General features: G+C 53.5%; 14 protein-coding genes. 8 read left to right on the forward strand and 6 right to left on the reverse strand.

The window, feature by feature from the left end; all coding sequences use genetic code 11:
* The first annotated feature begins 213 nt into the window (after positions 1 to 213).
* Together IE188_RS04675 and IE188_RS16825 are read left to right on the forward strand one after the other, a co-directional pair.
* Positions 214 to 615 carry a helix-turn-helix domain-containing protein gene (locus IE188_RS04675; protein ID WP_191285325.1) on the forward strand — a complete coding sequence of 134 codons (402 nt, stop codon included), beginning with the start codon at positions 214 to 216 and terminating at the stop codon, positions 613 to 615.
* A 5-nt stretch (positions 616 to 620) separates the two neighbouring features.
* The gene (locus IE188_RS16825; protein ID WP_268246019.1) at positions 621 to 752 is read left to right on the forward strand and encodes a hypothetical protein; all 132 of its coding nucleotides are present in this window, start codon (positions 621 to 623) and stop codon (positions 750 to 752) included.
* 177 nt (positions 753 to 929) lie between these two features.
* On the opposite strand, the gene IE188_RS04680 is transcribed toward IE188_RS16825, so the two are convergent.
* The 4 genes from IE188_RS04680 to IE188_RS04695 form a co-directional block, all read right to left on the reverse strand.
* Positions 930 to 1,304, reverse strand: a complete 375-nt coding sequence (locus IE188_RS04680; RefSeq protein ID WP_191285326.1) for an Hpt domain-containing protein — start codon at positions 1,302 to 1,304, stop codon at positions 930 to 932.
* Positions 1,305 to 1,315: 11 nt separating this feature from the next.
* A complete protein-coding gene (locus tag IE188_RS04685; RefSeq protein WP_191285327.1) occupies positions 1,316 to 2,299 on the reverse strand; it encodes a response regulator in 984 nt (327 codons plus the stop codon).
* A gap of 230 nt (positions 2,300 to 2,529) precedes the next feature.
* Entirely contained in the window at positions 2,530 to 2,919 is a 390-nt protein-coding gene (locus IE188_RS04690) for a response regulator (RefSeq protein WP_191285328.1), read from the reverse strand.
* A gap of 30 nt (positions 2,920 to 2,949) precedes the next feature.
* Positions 2,950 to 4,371: a sensor histidine kinase gene (locus IE188_RS04695; RefSeq protein ID WP_191285329.1), complete on the reverse strand. Its 1,422-nt coding sequence runs from the start codon at positions 4,369 to 4,371 to the stop codon at positions 2,950 to 2,952.
* A 726-nt stretch (positions 4,372 to 5,097) separates the two neighbouring features.
* Here IE188_RS04695 and IE188_RS04700 point away from each other — a divergent pair.
* The 6 genes from IE188_RS04700 to IE188_RS04725 all read left to right on the forward strand — a co-directional run bounded on the left by IE188_RS04700 (position 5,098) and on the right by IE188_RS04725 (position 13,353).
* Positions 5,098 to 5,499, forward strand: coding sequence for a helix-turn-helix domain-containing protein (locus IE188_RS04700; protein WP_191285330.1), 402 nt, complete (start codon positions 5,098 to 5,100; stop codon positions 5,497 to 5,499).
* A 294-nt stretch (positions 5,500 to 5,793) separates the two neighbouring features.
* Entirely contained in the window at positions 5,794 to 6,741 is a 948-nt protein-coding gene (locus IE188_RS04705) for a tyrosine-type recombinase/integrase (protein WP_191285331.1), read from the forward strand.
* Positions 6,742 to 7,082: 341 nt separating this feature from the next.
* Positions 7,083 to 8,063, forward strand: a complete 981-nt coding sequence (locus IE188_RS04710; protein ID WP_191285332.1) for a carbon-nitrogen hydrolase family protein — start codon at positions 7,083 to 7,085, stop codon at positions 8,061 to 8,063.
* Positions 8,064 to 8,125: 62 nt separating this feature from the next.
* The gene (locus tag IE188_RS04715) at positions 8,126 to 10,882 is read left to right on the forward strand and encodes an aminotransferase class I/II-fold pyridoxal phosphate-dependent enzyme (protein ID WP_191285333.1); all 2,757 of its coding nucleotides are present in this window, start codon (positions 8,126 to 8,128) and stop codon (positions 10,880 to 10,882) included.
* A gap of 18 nt (positions 10,883 to 10,900) precedes the next feature.
* Positions 10,901 to 12,361, forward strand: coding sequence for a biotin carboxylase (locus IE188_RS04720; RefSeq protein WP_191285334.1), 1,461 nt, complete (start codon positions 10,901 to 10,903; stop codon positions 12,359 to 12,361).
* 17 nt (positions 12,362 to 12,378) lie between these two features.
* Complete coding sequence (locus IE188_RS04725; protein WP_407648187.1) at positions 12,379 to 13,353, forward strand: C45 family autoproteolytic acyltransferase/hydolase; 975 nt, start codon at positions 12,379 to 12,381, stop codon at positions 13,351 to 13,353.
* Positions 13,354 to 13,691: 338 nt separating this feature from the next.
* Here IE188_RS04725 and IE188_RS04730 read toward each other — a convergent pair whose 3' ends face one another.
* Both IE188_RS04730 and IE188_RS04735 read right to left on the reverse strand, forming a co-directional pair.
* A complete protein-coding gene (locus IE188_RS04730; RefSeq protein ID WP_191285335.1) occupies positions 13,692 to 15,548 on the reverse strand; it encodes a caspase family protein in 1,857 nt (618 codons plus the stop codon).
* A gap of 298 nt (positions 15,549 to 15,846) precedes the next feature.
* Positions 15,847 to 17,151, reverse strand: coding sequence for a hypothetical protein (locus IE188_RS04735; RefSeq protein ID WP_229836514.1), 1,305 nt, complete (start codon positions 17,149 to 17,151; stop codon positions 15,847 to 15,849).
* Positions 17,152 to 17,287 lie beyond the last annotated feature (136 nt).

Genomic DNA, 17,287 nt, shown 5'->3' on the forward strand with positions numbered 1-17,287 from the left:
ATGAGCCAGACCCTCTCTTAGATCAGGCCGCTAACTGCCCCAAAAACTCTGACGACGGACAGCTCTTCGAGGCGTGTGATCTTGTGGTCGGCGATCTGGGCAATTGGAGTATCTGGATGGTTTGATCATGCGGCGGATTAACTGCATCGCAAGGATGTGAACTCGCTCGCTAACACAAGACATCGAAACGACAATGTCTTGAGGAGAGCAGTCATGCCTTATAGTCCTACAGCCAACAATCTTTCTGACGCGATCGACGCATCAGGCCTTACCCAACGCGAAATTGCTGACCGGGTAGGGTTCAACCATCCAAACGTTCTGTCAATGATGAAGCAAGGGGTGACACGTGTTCCACTGCAACGCATCCCTGCGCTTGCTCAGACGCTTGGTATGGATCCGAGCCAGTTCTTGTTGGTGGCGATTGAAGAGTATCACCCCGGTGTTTACGAAGTGCTTTGTGACGTGCTTGGCCTGCCGCTTACGGACGCTGAGATGGGGGTGGTTCTGATGTTTCGCATGGCATGCATGCGCGGCGATATCGAACTCGAAGGGCCGTTCAAGAAGGCGCTGGAAGGCTTGATGGAAATGGCTGAGGTGGCTTCGACAAGCAGATAAGTCAGATGGGATATCAGAGACCAACCCTTCTGCCCGGCATGCCCATCGAAGCCTATCTTAAGACCGATGAACGTACCCCGCTCAGTTACCTCACCAAGCCGTTGATGGATTATTTCTATAAGACGATGAGAGGGTGAGGCGTTAATTGTTTGGCAGATTGTGCGTTCTTAAATCGCGCTTTGCGTTTTCATATTGTTCCGAAGTATGTCTGGGTTCGCAGACTCGGGACCTTGGAAGCAAGTTGGTAAAATAGATGTTCACTCGTAAAGCGGCTTGTGGTCCCACCAGCACGTGCAATCTTGTGATACCTCTACTCAGGGGAAGAGGTCAGAGGGGCCGAGATAACTGTGTTGAAGGTCCTTTATGTAATCAAGTAATCCTTCGACCAGTGAAGCCAACTCTTCAGACTGCGCCCTGCTTTTTGTCGTCGCCTGATCCAACTTCGCAGCCGTGATCTCCACTTGCTTTGCGTTCTCGCCCAATTGCTCAAGGCCTATCGTGCCAGCGAGGCCATATATCCTGTGTGCCCTTTCCTTTATCTTTACGATGGCATGGGCTGCTTCTTGATCGGTGTCGATACAAGTAAGAAGGTTGCTGAAGTGCTCGAGATGTTGGTCGAGACTTCGCAGATACTTCGCTTGGATGCTGATGATTGCGTCATTTAGCGCGGTATGATCTGTCGACTCCATATTTGACACTCTTATCTTAGGGTAAACAGGCCGTTAATTCGGTCCCAAATACTTGGCTTGGTTGAAGTTGGTTGAGCAGCGCGGCCATTTTGATCTGCGGATGCAATGGCGTCATCAATCAACTGCAAGGGATTTCGGGAAGCCAAAAGCGACATTGTAACTGGCTCTCCCATGATGACCTGGATTTTATCGTGGTCTGCGGCCTCAAACTCATCAACACTTGCCTGTATTCGCTGCGCCAGATCATCAAGTGCGCTCGAAATGATACGCTGGGTAACGCAAACAAATCGACCGCGCCCACAATAGGACAAAAGATAGCTTCTACTCTTCATATTGAGTGCTATCGCGTCTGCCACGTCTACAAGTGTCATGTAGGTGTCGCTCAAGCTGGAACTCGACCAAAGCTTCTCAAAATCACGTATAGCGAACGCAATAACCGTTGATTGGAAGATTTTTCCGCGAGACAGTTGTAGGAGATAGTTTTCCAGGACCAACTTATCTATTGCCCCTGGCACTTCGTCGATGGTTACCGCGTCGTCAATCGAGAAGCTGAATGCCTCACCGACCTTGTTTCTAAGCGATTGAAGTTCGCGTGCCGATCCGGTTGCAATCCGTTGCTCTTTCACCAGTTTCTCAGCCAAACGGATTCTTGTGCCAAGCTCCAACGGATCGAATGGTTTACTGATGTAGTCTGTTGCACCTGCAGCAAACGCACGATCAATATAGGATCGGTCCGTCATCGCCGTTATCATGAGTATCGGGCATGTCTTGTAGTGAGGCAGAGCCCTGATAACACCACAGAGTTCAATTCCATCCATTTCCGGCATCTGAATATCTAGCAGAATGCAGTCAAATGGAGACGTTGCATTCGAGATTTCTCGTAGCGCAGCCGTGGCTGAGTTCACGAGAGTATGCTCGACAAAGCCGTCGGTCTTAAGAATTGCGTCAAGCAGTTCCAGCACATATTTGTCATCGTCGACGGCAAGGATCTTCAACTTCTCGTCTCCCAGTCGTTCCTGCGAAACTCTCGATATCGCATAGGTGATTCCTAAACCCAGTATTCAGAGAGCCTACCGATTTTCTATGTTGGGTTGTAGATGAGAATTGAGGCTGCAATTTGGCAGTGAATAATGTTGGGGGAAGTTGAAGCTGCTATGTTTTGAGAACCCTAACCGGAATCAGAAAAGCGATAGACGTAGCAGTGGGATTTCCCTGATTGCTGACGCTATTCAGCTGCAGCTCTATGCCAAGCTGCGTGTAACAGGGTGGGCAACCCAACCGGATCAAAGGGTTTGGCTATTACGTCGAGCGCACCCAGTTGTTTGAGCATCACTGAAACGTCGTTTTGGACTTTAGCTGTCATGAAGATCACCGGCACTTGTTCAAGGCCCGGTAAACGACGCAACTCCGTCCAGGTTTCTTCCCCGGTCATCCCTGGCATCATCATGTCCAGGAGGAAAAGGTCTGGCTGGAAGGCCAATGCACTGGCTATTGCTTCTTTGCCAGAACTACATGACTGCACAGTTAACCCACCTATGGAACAGAGAGACAACTCCACAATCGTTCGAATATCCGCGTCATCATCGACGTGCAGGATTCTTTGCAGCTCGGTCATATCGGAGTTGTTCCTGGTTTGTGTTAGCGCTCAGTCGGGTAGTGTCTCAAACTCAAGTAGAAACGTGGTGCCGACGCCAACAACGCTTTCAAAGTCTATATTCGCACCGTGTTTGTCGAGGATGCGTTTTGTGATGTGCAACCCAAGGCCCGTTCCCCCAAACTTCCGCGTATCGGAGGCGTCGAGCTGTGAAAACGGTTTGAACAGTTTATCCCTTGCCTCTTGAGGAATTCCTATACCTTGGTCCGCGACGCGAATAATGGCCATTCCGCCTTCCTTCTCTGCCGAGACGCGGATGATGTCTCCTTCGTCAGAGAATTTAATCGCGTTCGAGAGCAAGTTCGCCATCACCTGGAGCAGGCGTGATTTGTCACCAAGGATCATGAGCACTTCACCAGAGGTTTCGAAAGCAACCTCGATCCGTGAGTTCCGCGCATAATGAGAAATAGCGTCAACTGCTTCCTGCACTATTTCTTCGAGATTCATCGTTTCTAAGTGCAGGTCAATCTGGCTGGCTTCCATTTTTTGAAGATCCAGAAGCTCACCGATAAGAAGAAGCAGACGATCCGTGTTTCGCTGCGCCATGTCCAGCAAAGGTGATAACTCAGCAGGTATCTCGCTCGCCGCGCCACTTCTCATCAGGTCAAGTGACCCCTTGATCGACGTTAGTGGCGTACGCAGTTCATGGCTGACGGTAGAGAGAAATTGCGACTTCGCTTCGGACGCTCTCATGGCCCGGTCGCGTTCCAGCTTCAAACTCTCGAACTGGCGCATATTCTTCCTGTAGAGATCAACAAATATCCGCGAACAATCCACTATGAAATATAGAACAAAGCCGACCGTGATGAACTGCAGCCAAAGATAGGAGTCAATTGGTGGTCGGACGACAATCAGGTCGCGCGCGGGAATGAAAATGAAAGCAAGACCGTAGATCACCAGCTTAATGAGAAGGAGTTGTGGAATCTGGTGATTGTTGACGGCGGCAAAAAGCGCTGCGGCAAACAACAGGAACAGGGGCGTGAAATGAAGGGCTGGACCCTCTGACCACGACATTACTATTGCAAATGAAGCAATTGCGAGCGTACTTAGAATTTGGCTCATGATGACCAGAGCGAGATATTTTCTAGTCTCGCGAACGCTGCCACCTTTCCAAACGATCACTTTTTTGGAAATGCAAAGGTCTGTCGCTTCCGCAAGCAGGAGGAACAAATAGCATATAGAGGCAAGGAAGAAGTCGAAGTAGTAAGCCGTTAAAAGGGCAACGCCTGCGAACATCGCCTGCCGTTGCCACAACAACTCCATACCGACTTTGACAAAGTCTTTCAACTGATGCTCTGACCGGATTTTCTGGAGCCGCTTTCCACTGCCAGGCTTGTCCGCAAGCACCACAAAGTCACGCTTGGGTATACGCTTTGCCAACCAGATCAATGGCGTTTTCAAAGATATGTTCATGCCGCTGACCGGTCCTGCAGAATGTTCTCTAAGCTGGGCGCAAGAGCTTCCTGTTTGATGTCGATTTGCAAGTTCGCGCCCTCCTGAGTTCAGCGGTCTATATGGACACCCGAGGTTTCAACCTGCCAGCGCTCTGCTACGTTGCGGGGCGTGTCGCTGCATGAGCATGGTGTCAGACAAGGAGGCTGTTTCATGCGTCAGTTTACAGTATTCCGTTCACCGCACTGTATATGATAAATTGTGGGCAATGTCGTCAATACAGTTATGGGTTGATTTCTTCATCTGTGCCGAGTGTGTTTCCGTCTATGGATCGAGTTCCTATAAGCGCAAGAAGAACTGGCCGCTGGTCGTTGAAACGGCGGTGACTGTGGCGGCAACGAGTCTGGTCACGGCAGTGCAGTCCCAGCTAGTTCTTTAGTGGATTAAGGCCGCACATGGGGTGAACGCAATTAAGCAGAAAGACACCGATCAGATGCTGCCTTGGAACTGACCGGGCTGAAGTCCCGCTTACATTGCATCGCTCACGTGCGACCCGTTTGATTGAACTGTAGTTTCGTGTTTGGTAAACATATGCAGATGAAACATGAGATCAAAAGCTATCTTTGTAGTTCTCAAAAACTGCAGAAACAAACGACCTCCGAATGGAAGGGTTAACTGCATCGCAAGGATGTGAACTCGCTCGCTAACACAAGACATCGAAACGACAATGTCTTGAGGAGTGTAGTCATGGCCTTTAGCCCCACAGCCAACAATCTATCTGACGCGATCGACGCATCAGGTCTTACCCAACGCGAAATTGCCGACCGGGTTGGTTTCAACCATCCAAACGTTCTGTCAATGATGAAGCAAGGGGTGACACGTGTTCCACTGCAACGCATCCCTGCGCTTGCTCAGACGCTTGGTATGGATCCGAGCCAGTTCTTGTTGGTGGCGATTGAAGAGTATCACCCCGGTGTTTACGAAGTGCTTTGTGACGTGCTTGGCCTGCCGCTTACGGACGCTGAGATGGGGGTGGTTCTGATGTTTCGCATGGCATGCATGCGCGGCGATATCGAACTCGAAGGGCCGTTCAAGAAGGCGCTGGAAGGCTTGATGGAAATGGCTGAGGTGGCTTCGACAAGCAGATAAGTCAGATGGGATATCAGAGAGCAAGACGAGATACCATTACGGATAATTTATCTGTGTAGCCACAACGTAAATTATCTGCACGGCTTGCCTTCTGCCAAGTGTGCTTCCGGCTAGAGTGCTGCCGTCACAAATGGAGATCCAGTAAAATTTGGATGCGATGGTGTGGTCGCAAGAGAATCATCCTTACCACCTGTAATTTGATGAGATTTCTTAGAATCTTGATGGGAAAACACCCGACGGCTTAATCCACCCCTGCTATAGTATGTTCAGAACAATCGAAAAGGATGACTGCATATGGGTAAGCCCAAGAAAACCGTCTCAGATGCCTGCAATAGCTGGTTGAAAACCTGTCTGCGTAATGAGCTCGAACGCTCTACGCTGAAGGCTTATCGAAGTCATGCCAAGATCCATATTGAACCGAGGATAGGGCATCTTCTGGTCAATGACCTGTCGCGCGGTGAAGTCCGAGAATTCATGGATGAATTGCTTGACGAAGACGTATCCCGTGCGCTGGTAAAGAAGATCATGGTCAGCCTGCGAGCCATTCTTTCGGAAGCCGTGGAACGCGAATGGGCGACCCACAATGCTGCTGCTGAAGTGAAAGTCAAACGAAGCTCACGTCGCGATGCGAAGCGCGCTGACATTCCCACCAAGGAAGAGATCCGGAAGATCATCAACAATGCCCCAAAGACACATCGGGCCATGTTCATCACGGCTATCTTCACGGGTATGCGGATTTCCGAATTGAGGGGACTGACCTGGGAGGCTGTGGACTTCGATCGTAAAGTAATACGCGTATTCCAGCGCGCAGATGAGTATTGCGAGATCGGCTTGCCAAAGAGCAGGGCAGGGGCCCGTGAGATCCCGATGGCTCCGATGGTGCTCAACACACTAGGGGATTGGAAGGTGCAAAAGCTGAGGAGCGATCAGAATCTGGTCTTCCCAAATACGGTTGGCAAGGTGCAGAACTACTCGAACATTTACAATCGCGTGTTTAAACCAATGTTGGTTGAGAACGAGATTGTTGATCAAGAAGGAAATGCAAGGTTTGGCATTCATGCACTCCGACATGCCGCCGCATCGCTGTTCATTGAACAAGGCTGGACGCCGAAGAAAATCCAGACGCTTCTTGGGCACGCATCGATCACCATGACAATGGATGTCTATGGGCACCTCTTCGAGAATGCGGAAGAAGATGTGTCTATGTTTGAGAAACTGGAGCGAGATCTGTTGGCCGCGTAGATACAGCGCAAAAATGCGTCACGCATCCAATGCCGCCGTCATGATCACGAAACACACTTTGCGCGAGGGGTGTCAATAGTTTCGCTCCTTGGTCGCTGCGGTGAACCAGAAATCCTCCGTTACGTAAACCTCAAATCTGTCCCGCAGGCGCTGATGTTAAACACCCATCAGACGTGCTCCGAAGACCGAACCAGAAAAGAAAGATTGGTTCCTTTAGGATTGCAGCGGTTCTAAACTGTCTCTATGTACCACGTTCCGGGTGTGCAGATGCTTTCTTGTTCTTCCATCTCGAAAGAGAGTAGCCTCATCCCGACTTCTGAGCTCTTACGGAGATCGACTAGATGACGCCATTCGCAGTTGCCGGTGTGCAAATGTACGTGAATGCATTGCAGCCGAATGTTGACGGCATGATCCATCGACTGGATGTGCTCATGGCACGGTTTCCGTGGACGCAAATGGTGCTGTTCAGCGAGCTTGCGCCCTTTGGGCCGTTGACCAAAACCGCGCTGCCATTGCAGAATGAGGCGATTGACCGGTTCCGCGAGGCTGCGGTGAAGCACAATATCTGGCTGATCCCTGGCTCGATGTTCGAGCGTACTGAGGATGGACAGATCTACAATTCCTCTACGGTGTTGAACCCGCAGGGTGAGACGGTGGCGGTCTACCGAAAGATGTTCCCCTTCCGCCCGTATGAAGCGGGGGTGGCGGCTGGAACCGGGTTCTGCGTGTTCGACGTGCCTGAGGTTGGTCGGTTCGGCTTGTCGATTTGCTATGATATATGGTTTCCCGAGACCACGCGCCAACTGACCAGCCAGGGCGTGGAGGTGTTGTTGCACCCCGTCCTGACCGGCACCACCGATCGCGATGCCGAACTGGCGATTGCGAGGGCCACCGCCGCACAGTTCCAGTGTTATGTCGTTGATGTCAATGGGTTGGGCGCTGGCGGGGTTGGCCGATCCTGCGTCATTGACCCGTCGGCGACCGTTCTGCATCAATCGGCAGGGCAAGAGGACATGTTCCCGCTGGAGTTGGACCTGAACCAGGTGCGCAGACAGCGCGAAACCGGGATGAAGGGACTGGGCCAGGTGCTCAAGAGCTTCCGCGACCGTTCGGTCGACTTTCCGATCTATGACCGCAGCAGTGGCACCGACGCCTACCTGCATCAGCTGGGGCCGCTTGAGACGCCCAAGCAAGGCTCTCGCGCAGGTATCCTTTTGGACGAGGAGGGCAGGGCGGCCATGCCGGTCAAGCCCTTCGCGCGCCGCACCCATCCGAAGGATCATCAGGAACTGTTCGATCCGGTAAAATCCTCGAGTAGTTGACGTGAAGCGATAAACAGTCAGTATGGGAGGCTCGTCCGTTTTTACAACGCGGGGATCCTGCCATGCAGTCCATGAGTGACTACTACTCGGCGATCCAGCTTCGATCGGATCGATGGAGCGCCATGCGCGAGGCGACAGCAGCACTTGCCCGCGACCCTGGTGGAACACGCTCCGACAAGCAGATCGAGAAGATTAACCAGCTGTTCGAGTCGCTCGCTCTGATCGAGGCGTATTGGGCTTTTCCAGGCGTGCAGGCCTTCGATCACATTCGACGGCAGTTCGAACACAAGAACTATGAGGACGTTGCATTCGCCGTGCAGCGGATCACCCGGGCACTTACGACGGGTGCATATCGACGGCGACACATTCCACTGGAACGCGACAGCGCAGATGCCGAGGAACATGAAGACGAGGTGATCCAATCCATCGAAGCTCGTGCTCTGGCAAAGCCGTATTTCGAGGTGATGATCGTCGATGATGTGAACGAGCATCAGGAGCGCTGGCTGAAGAGCAACTTTTCTAGGATGCGGCGGTTTGAAGACCCCTTCCACTATGAAACGGTTGTGGTTCCCAGCCTGCAGGACGCGCTGATCGGGATTCTCTTCAATCACAATATTCAGGCCATCGTGGTTCGGCCGGGCCTGATCATGGAATCCAAGGTTGAGCTGTCTATTCTGACCCGCTACTTGAACCGTGCGGGAGGGATTGATTCAATCGAGGCGCTGTTGCCCGAGGATTATGGTCCCGAGCTTTGCCGTTTGATCGCCAAGGTGCGCCCCGAGCTGGATGCCTATCTGGTGACGGATCGTTCCGTTGAAGATATCGCCGGGCTTGATCTGGGGATATGCAGGCGAGTTTTCTATAATCAGGAAGACTTCCTGGAGCTTCACTTGAATATCCTGCGCGGCGTTCAGGCGCGCTACAAGACCCCGTTCTTTACCGCGCTCGTCGAATACTCCAAGCAACCAACCGGCGTCTTTCACGCCATGCCGATCAGCCGGGGCAAGTCGATTTCGCGCAGCCACTGGATTCAGGATATGGGTGCGTTCTATGGACCCAACATCTTCCTTGCGGAGACCTCGGCCACGTCTGGCGGGCTTGACAGCCTGCTGGAGCCGCATGGCCCCATCAAGGAAGCGCAGGAACTGGCCAGCCGGGCCTTTGGATCGAAACAAACCTATTTTGCCACCAACGGCACCTCGACGTGCAATAAGATCGTCGTGCAGGCGCTGGTCCGACCCGGCGATATCGTTCTGGTCGACCGCGATTGCCACAAGTCGCACCATTACGGCATGGTTCTGGCTGGCGCGCAGGTAGTCTATCTCGACAGTTACCCACTCAATGAATACTCGATGTATGGCGCGGTTCCACTGCGCGAAATCAAGCATCAGCTCTTGCGGCTCAAAGCAGCGGGCAAGCTTGATCGGGTGCGCATGCTTCTGCTGACTAACTGCACATTTGACGGGGTTGTCTACAACGTCGAGCGGGTGATGGAGGAATGCCTCGCGATCAAGCCCGATCTCGTATTCCTCTGGGATGAGGCATGGTTCGGATTTGCCCGGTTTGGCCCAACTTACCGGCAACGCACCGGTATGAACGCGGCGAACAACCTGCGGGAAAGGTTACGCACCGCGGACCATGCCCGTGCTTACGAACAGCAGAAGACAGAGTTGGAAGGCGCTGACGAGGAAACACTGCTCAACACGCGACTTCTTCCGCCACCTGCAGCACGTGTGCGCATATATGCAACGCAATCCACCCACAAAACGCTGACGTCGCTTCGGCAGGGCTCGATGATCCATGTGAACGATCAGGACTTCAAAGGTGAGGTCGAAGCGAGTTTCCAAGAAGCCTACATGACGCACACATCAACGTCGCCCAATTACCAGATTATCGCCAGCCTTGATGTGGGGCGGCGTCAGGTCGAACTGGAAGGGTTCGAATTTGTCCAGCGGCAGGTCGAAGCGGCCATGTCGATGCGCCGCGCCATCGCAACTCATCCCTTGCTTCAGAAATACTTTAAGGTTCTGACCGCCGGCGACATGATTCCCGAACAGCACCGCGAAAGCGGGGTGCAAACCTATTACGACCCCGAGCAGGGCTGGACCGATATCTGGGATTGCTGGGAGAAGGACGAGTTTGTCTTGGATGCCACGCGCGTGACGCTGGCAGTCGGTGGCACGGGCTGGGACGGCGACACCTTCAAAACCGATATCCTGATGGACAAGTACGGCATCCAGATCAACAAAACCTCGCGCAATACTGTGCTGTTCATGACCAATATCGGAACGACGCGATCGTCGGTGGCCTACCTGATCGAGGTGCTGGTCGAGATCGCCAAGGAACTCGATGAATTGCTTGACGACGCTTCGATTATGGAGCGGCGCGGGTTTGAAAAGCGCGTCGCAAACCTGATGCATGATTTGCCTCCATTGCCGGATTTCAGCCGTTTCCACGATGCATTCCGAACAGACCAGATCACCGGAGAGGGGGATATCCGTTCAGCCTTCTTTCTGAGCTACGATGAGAAGAATTGTGATTATCTCGAACTCGACGGATCAATTAACGAGGCGCTCGAAAGCGGTGAGGATCTGGTTTCGGCTTCGTTCATTATTCCGTATCCGCCAGGGTTTCCGATCCTTGTCCCTGGCCAGGTGGTGAGTAAGGAAATCCTGGGTTTCATGCGGGCTTTGGATGTGAGTGAAATCCACGGCTATCGCGATGATCTAGGGCTGAGGGTGTTCACGCAAGAGGCACTGAAGCAACAGGCCAAGACCAACGCTGCCCGGCTGAAACTGAACGATGCGCGCCATAAATGATAATGATGGGAGGACCCAATGCCAAAGGCCGTCTTGAAGAACATCTCGGAAATCCGCCGTCACTTCCACCGAAACGAGGATCCGATTTATTTCATCTCCGCGACCAACTTCAATCTGCTGGGCTTGGACGAATGGTGCAAGAATTTCAAATATATATGCTACATTGACTGCTATGATGGCAGGCATCCCAATGTCTTCTGCCCGTCTGAGCAGCCCCATGCCGAGTTTCAGTCGATCGAGGATATCAACAACTACCTTCTGCAGCACAAGGAAGTGATTGACCTGATCAAGCGGCGCGGGGGGAAACCGAAGTTCGTCTTCCTGATGTTCGACGAAGAAACCGAGCGGCTGAGCAAGGAGCTGGGCGCCGAGGTCTGGTTCCCCAAGGCCAAGCTGCGTACCAGCATGGACAACAAGATCGAAACCGTTCGCATCGGCAACAAGGCGGGCGTGCCGTCGGTGCCCAATGTGCTGGCCGAGGTGAAATCCTACGAGGACTTGCGCAAGACCTGCGAGAAAGCCGGGATCGGACATGATCTGGTTTTACAATCGGCCTTTGGCGATAGCGGGCACACGACCTTCTTTGTCAAATCCGAAGCTGATTTCCGGCGTCACGAGCACGAGATCGTTGGCGAAGGCGAGATTAAGATCATGAAGCGGATCGACTGTCGTGGCTCGGCGATCGAGGCCTGCGCGACCAAGGAAGGCACCATTGTGGGCCCGCTGATGACCGAGCTTGTGGGTTTCAAGGAACTCACCCCCTATCGTGGCGGCTGGTGCGGGAACGAGATTTTCTCGACCGCCTTTCCCCCGAAGGTGCGCCAACAAGCCCGCGAACTGACTTTCAAATTCGGCGAGCAGCTGCGCAAGGAAGGTTATCGCGGCTATTTTGAGCTGGATTTCCTGATCGACAAGAAAACTAATGAGATCTGGCTGGGGGAACTGAATCCACGCATCACTGGTGCATCTTCCATGACCAACCATGCGGCTTTCGCCCATGCGGATGCGCCCCTGTTTCTGTTCCACCTGCTTGAGTTTTCGAGGAAGAAGTTCAATCTGGATGTGGAGGAGTTGAACGAACGCTGGGCTGATCCTGCAATGATTGACAGCTGGTCGCAGATGGTGATCAAGCATACCGAAGACACGGTTGATATCGCATCGCAGGTGCCCGAAACTGGTATCTACAAAATGAACGAGGATGGCAGCATCAATTTTGACCGTTTCGACTATCACCGCCGCGCGGTGGAAAGCGAGAACGAGGCGTTCTTCCTGCGCATACTCCAGCCGGGTGACTATCGATATGAAGGGGCCGATATCGGCATAATTGTCACTCGCGGCCGATCGATGACTCAGGGCTTCAAGCTAAACGAGCGCGGCAAGCGTTGGATTCACGGAATCAAACAGGGTGTCGCCGGGCGACCGTTGCCCATGGCCGAGGCGGGGCCTGCCTTGGCCGATCCCGCGTTCAAGATCATGTAGTGTCAGACCGGATGCAGCTGAACTGGCGGGCCATATCTGAGGCGGAGCCTGGTCCTGTTTGGGCCGAGCTATTCGGCGAATACTGGCCGGACTATCACCGCTGGTGGCTGCGCGATGGGGCCGAGGCGCGCCCCGGTTATTTGGACAGTGTAAAGGCCCTGCAAGAGTATATGCCCGAACTGGTGCCGCTCTTCGAACAGCTGTGCGCGCTTGCCGGCGGGTCAGATCACGCCGCGCGGTTTTTGTCTCTCTATTGCCCGCCCCCCTATCTGTCGGGGTGCAGTCAGGCGATCTGGCCCGGAGCTGAGCCGGTTCTGGTGCGAAATTATGATTACAGCCCGCACGCCTTTGACAGCCTGATTCTGCACACTTCCTGGCAGGGCCGCACGGTGATGGGCACAAGCGATGGCATGTGGGGCCTTGTGGACGGTATGAACGATGCCGGGCTGGCGGTGTCGCTGACCTTCGGTGGCCGCAGGGTGGTGGGTGACGGGTTTGGCGTGCCGCTGATCCTGCGCTATGTGCTTCAGACCTGCGAAACCGCGAAAGAGGCGGGCGAAGTGCTGAAACGAGTGCCCACGCATATGAGCTACAATGTGACGGTTGTCGATGCCAAACGGAAGTATCTGACCGCCCTGATGGCCCCGGACCGCGAGACCATACTTACGACTGCGGCAGTCGCCACCAATCACCAAGAGCGTGTAGAGTGGGCCAGCCACGCCAGGTTTACCGCCACTGTCGAACGCGAACGGTTCCTTTTGCAGCGACTGACGCTCCATGTCGAACCGCAAGAGAAGTTCATCAACTCATTCCTGCGACCGCCGCTCTATTCAACTGCATTCACTCAGGGCTTCGGCACGCTTTACACGGCTGTCTACAGGCCCAGGAAACGGAAGCTCGACATCCATTGGCCCAAGGCCCGGTGGGAGCTGCATCTCGACAATTTCCAAGGTGGCGCGAGGCAGATCTTCACTCCTGTACACACAGTTTGAACCTTTGTTGGAACCTGAGCCCGCTTCGTGTGACAAGTTTCTTTGCGCGTATTTTGTAGAAGCGACAGACGGCAAGATTGTGGGCAATCTGCGCCCCCCCCTTTTTGCACCAGACGCACTTTAAAGACTCTCAGCTAATCCATGAGGTCTGTGGTGTTTGAACCTAGAGCTACCGCTACCCGCTAGCCTCGACTTCTGCGGTGCGGCCCTCCGGAGAAGGAGTTGCTAAGATTTCTTACGAATTCCTCACAGAATATCGATGATCAAGAGATTGGATTTGTCACGAGAAACCGCACCTTACGGTCGATACCGCCCTGCGCAAGATTATCATGCAGAGATCAGCACGTCGAATACTCCGGAGCCAAAACAAGCCCCCTTGTGTTGCTCCCCTCTTCATCGGGTACAATTGCCCCACGAGATATCCAACACTCGAGTAACTCAAAATCGGACTGGCTTAGCGCAATGTTGTCATGTTCGGAACCCGTCGACATAGCCCGTAAGATACCGGATTCCGCAGGATTGCCTGCTGTGATGAGCGAGCTGTTTCCCGCTATCCGCTCCAGTGTCTCGAGATTAGGGCTCATACCTGACGAGTTGTGGCAACCCGCACACTTGTCGAGCAGCAGGTCGTGAACGCCGGTTGCCAGCTCTGAGTCTGACATCAGAACGGTAAATCCGTCGACGCCACTCTCAATTGGATTGACAGGCGCCGGTCGAAGATCGAGCGCAGCAGTTTGAATGAAAGGATTGTCACGGCAAGCGTCCAGTAAGATCAACGTGTATTCCACGGTCGACTCACGGATCGCGCGGATGACATTGCGGATAGTCATTGCGCCCGCTTCGAGGTCTCGCTTGTTTTGTATGTCTGCATCAACAGGAAGCATGTAATTCTCATTGTCGACCTGGACTCCATGACCGGAATAGTAGAACGCAACAATGGTCGGTGCCTCGGAAGCTTCGATCAAGTCAACAACTCCATCCAACGTATAGTTTAGCTCTTCCAGTGATACATCCGTCGCTATCAATGTCATGAAACCCAAGTCACGGAAGGAACTGGAGACTGAAACAACGTCCGAGATCGGAGTTTGTAGGTCGGGTGCATTTATATAGTCCGCATTACCCACAATGAGCGCGATCTTTCGAAAACTGCGATCTGCCAGATTTAGACTGACACCCAGTTCATTCTGAAAATCTGGAACCTGATCTCCACTCGTCTGCGTTGAAACGGCGGCCTTGATCTTCGGCGCGATGTAGTCGACATCGGTAGCGCCATCCCTAAGTGCCTCACTGAGCGCATAGCTGAACGGAGAGGTCTTTCCATCAATCGTGTTCACATCGAACGCCACCTTTCCCGGTGCAGTTGCGTACATCACGAGTGATCGCGTGGGTGCGTCAAACCCAGCCAAGCCCATCGTGCCGAATTTCTCAGTACCATCGTATCGGTTTGTTCCGAACCAGGATGTGTATGATAGCGCCAAGGCACCGATTAAAGCTGCAATGACCACATAGCGATAAGGAAGCCGCAGCATTCCGAGCGCCCAGTTGGGCCTTACGCCGGAGGCTTCGACCTTCGAGACAACAAACCTGTCCTCCCTGATCAGTGGAACCCAGAACTCGCGGGCAAACTCCAGCGATAGAAATTCGCTGTGCCCGAGGTCATGAAAGCGGTCACGGACCGCGACTGCTCCGAAGCCATCGACGCCTGACGTGCCATAGCCCCAAGTCAGGGATTTGGCCGCCAGAGGCCAGATATCACGCATGCCGCATTCGTTGACTATCGTATTGCGCTGCTCCGCCTCGGGGAATTGCGAGGCCAAACGATCCCAGGGGAAATCTTGTGCGATGATGGAGCCACACAAGATGATCCGCTTCAAGCGGATACGCGGATTGGAAAGCAGTACTCTTGAGAGCGCGTAGGTTCCGAAGCTATGCGCGATTATAGTAACTTCGTGATCCGGATAGCGATGCAGTGTTTCTTCAATCCGTCTTTCAATCTTTCTTATTGTAGGTGTCTTCAGAAACCTAAATGGAAGCAGGAACCTCAGAAGATCAAACCGTCCGTATTTGACTGGAATAACGGTCGTGCCGGTCTCTTCCTCCAGCAAAATCGAAAGCGGCCCCTGCCACCAGGCACGAGTTCGTATGCCATGCAGCAGAAGGACAATCTGAGGGGCGCCAGACCTTTCTTCTTTCATTTGTACATGATGCTCCCTCGTACGAACCTTCGTCAACAAATGTTCAATATGCAGCGATCCGGCCTTTGGATTTCCTCAATCTGGTCCCGCGTGGACGACCCGATGGGCGGGACAACTATGCGCGAAATCGCCAACTCGGAGACTGAGAAGGACTGTCGGCAACTGGCTGCGCCTGGAACCACGCGGTCTTTCGGGATCGTTGTTCAGTGACTGCTCTGGGGTCGTGGTAAACCGATGCGTGCGAAACACCTGGAACGCTCGCAAAACTCATTGTTGTTCGCGAACCAAACTCTCGGCCTCATTCATTACCAAAGTGCAGCAGGCGCACTTCGCCGGTGGTGATTTGGACAGCATAGATACGATACGCCCCAGCGTCTGAATGGGCGCTGTCGTGGCTCGCCACAGCTTCGAGAAGCAGCCATCCGTTGCTATAGACATGGGGTGTCAGCGGTGGCCCATGTTCGTTGCCATAGTCGAACAGATCGGTCAGCCCGGGAAAGGCTGTGGTAAGGATGAAGATTGAAGAACGGCTTCCGTCCAAACCGAAAACCTTGATCTCGCCTGTTCGGGAAAAGGCGCCAGTTGTAATGAGCAAACGACTCTCGGGATCGTAGAGCAACCCGGCTGCGTCATACTCGTCCAGGCTGGTCACAACTGCCCACGCTCCGGTCTGTACATCGATAGAGTAAAGATAGCCTTCCGCGCCATAGGTGATGCAATAGATCGTCTGCGAGACTGGGTCATATACGGCCGCTGCCGGCAGGAAGATATCAGGGACATTGGGTGTTGCCGCAAACCGGCGCGTGCCTGTTGGGCCAGTAAGGTCAATCCCCTTCTCATCGAAAACCAGGGTGAATTGCGAGCTGCTGCCCCTGTTGTCGAACCAGTCGCGGATTTTCGGTGGCAGATCATCGGACGCAACGACCAGTTGTGAAAGGTAGTCACGCGCGAGACCGGCGGTTCTCGTATCAACGTGATCTATCTTCACAGGCACGTCGGTGGCGTTGTGTATCCCCCGAAAGCTGCTGATCCGCTCTGTTTCCATACTGTCGGCCAAAGTGTCGACGAGCGTTCGGAATTTCCGCCCCAATGGGCGAAAAACCAGGGGCAGCCCAGAGACCTGCACTCCAGCCATCGGAATCCCAAAGAGGGTGACCTTGCTGTCTCTCGGGCTTGGACCACTCCTTATGATCTCGCCGATATTGGTCCCTTCCGTTGCCTCGACCTTCCAGTGCAGTTCCCCATCGTCCAGCAACACAAGACCGATTTCTTGACCTGGTCGATCCACCAAGACCCGGGCCTCGGGCAAGGCATAGTAATCCTCCGTCTGGTACCCCTTGGCGACTGCCACGACGTGTATCTCGCGCTGGGCCAAAACCGGACCGGCAAGTCCCAGCAAAAGGCAAATCAACAAGCTTCTATGCAAACGGAACATCGGCGTCTCACGTAACGAATGGGCGACGAAGTGACTGAAGTCTGCCGTCACCGGGTTACGACGCATTTTACCGCGGCGTGTCACTCCAGTCGAGAACAGCAGCCCACAGTTCTTAGCGCATTGTTGGCCTAGTGTAGTTGCAACGTAAATGTTTGGATTCTGCGCCAATCGAATCCTCTGGATGGATTGAAAATCCTCGTGTCGGTGGTTCGATTCCGCCCCCGGGCACCATAATAATCCTTCAAACCTGCCGGTTACCCCCCCACATGGGGCCTCGTTCAGCTTGACAGCATCACATGAAATT

This window comes from Aliiroseovarius zhejiangensis (assembly GCF_014656375.1).
Lineage (GTDB): Bacteria > Pseudomonadota > Alphaproteobacteria > Rhodobacterales > Rhodobacteraceae > Aliiroseovarius > Aliiroseovarius zhejiangensis.

Bases quoted from the DNA above. Each gene is read 5' to 3' on its own strand.
- IE188_RS04690 (WP_191285328.1), bottom strand. From the start codon at position 2,919: ATGACCGAGCTGCAAAGAATCCTGCACGTCGATGATGACGCGGATATT.
- IE188_RS04710 (WP_191285332.1), top strand. From the start codon at position 7,083: ATGACGCCATTCGCAGTTGCCGGTGTGCAAATGTACGTGAATGCATTG.
- IE188_RS04700 (WP_191285330.1), top strand. From the start codon at position 5,098: ATGGCCTTTAGCCCCACAGCCAACAATCTATCTGACGCGATCGACGCA.
- IE188_RS04680 (WP_191285326.1), bottom strand. From the start codon at position 1,304: ATGGAGTCGACAGATCATACCGCGCTAAATGACGCAATCATCAGCATC.
- IE188_RS04730 (WP_191285335.1), bottom strand. From the start codon at position 15,548: ATGAAAGAAGAAAGGTCTGGCGCCCCTCAGATTGTCCTTCTGCTGCAT.
- IE188_RS04695 (WP_191285329.1), bottom strand. From the start codon at position 4,371: ATGAACATATCTTTGAAAACGCCATTGATCTGGTTGGCAAAGCGTATA.
- IE188_RS16825 (WP_268246019.1), top strand. From the start codon at position 621: ATGGGATATCAGAGACCAACCCTTCTGCCCGGCATGCCCATCGAAGCC.
- IE188_RS04715 (WP_191285333.1), top strand. From the start codon at position 8,126: ATGCAGTCCATGAGTGACTACTACTCGGCGATCCAGCTTCGATCGGAT.
- IE188_RS04675 (WP_191285325.1), top strand. From the start codon at position 214: ATGCCTTATAGTCCTACAGCCAACAATCTTTCTGACGCGATCGACGCA.
- IE188_RS04720 (WP_191285334.1), top strand. From the start codon at position 10,901: ATGCCAAAGGCCGTCTTGAAGAACATCTCGGAAATCCGCCGTCACTTC.
- IE188_RS04705 (WP_191285331.1), top strand. From the start codon at position 5,794: ATGGGTAAGCCCAAGAAAACCGTCTCAGATGCCTGCAATAGCTGGTTG.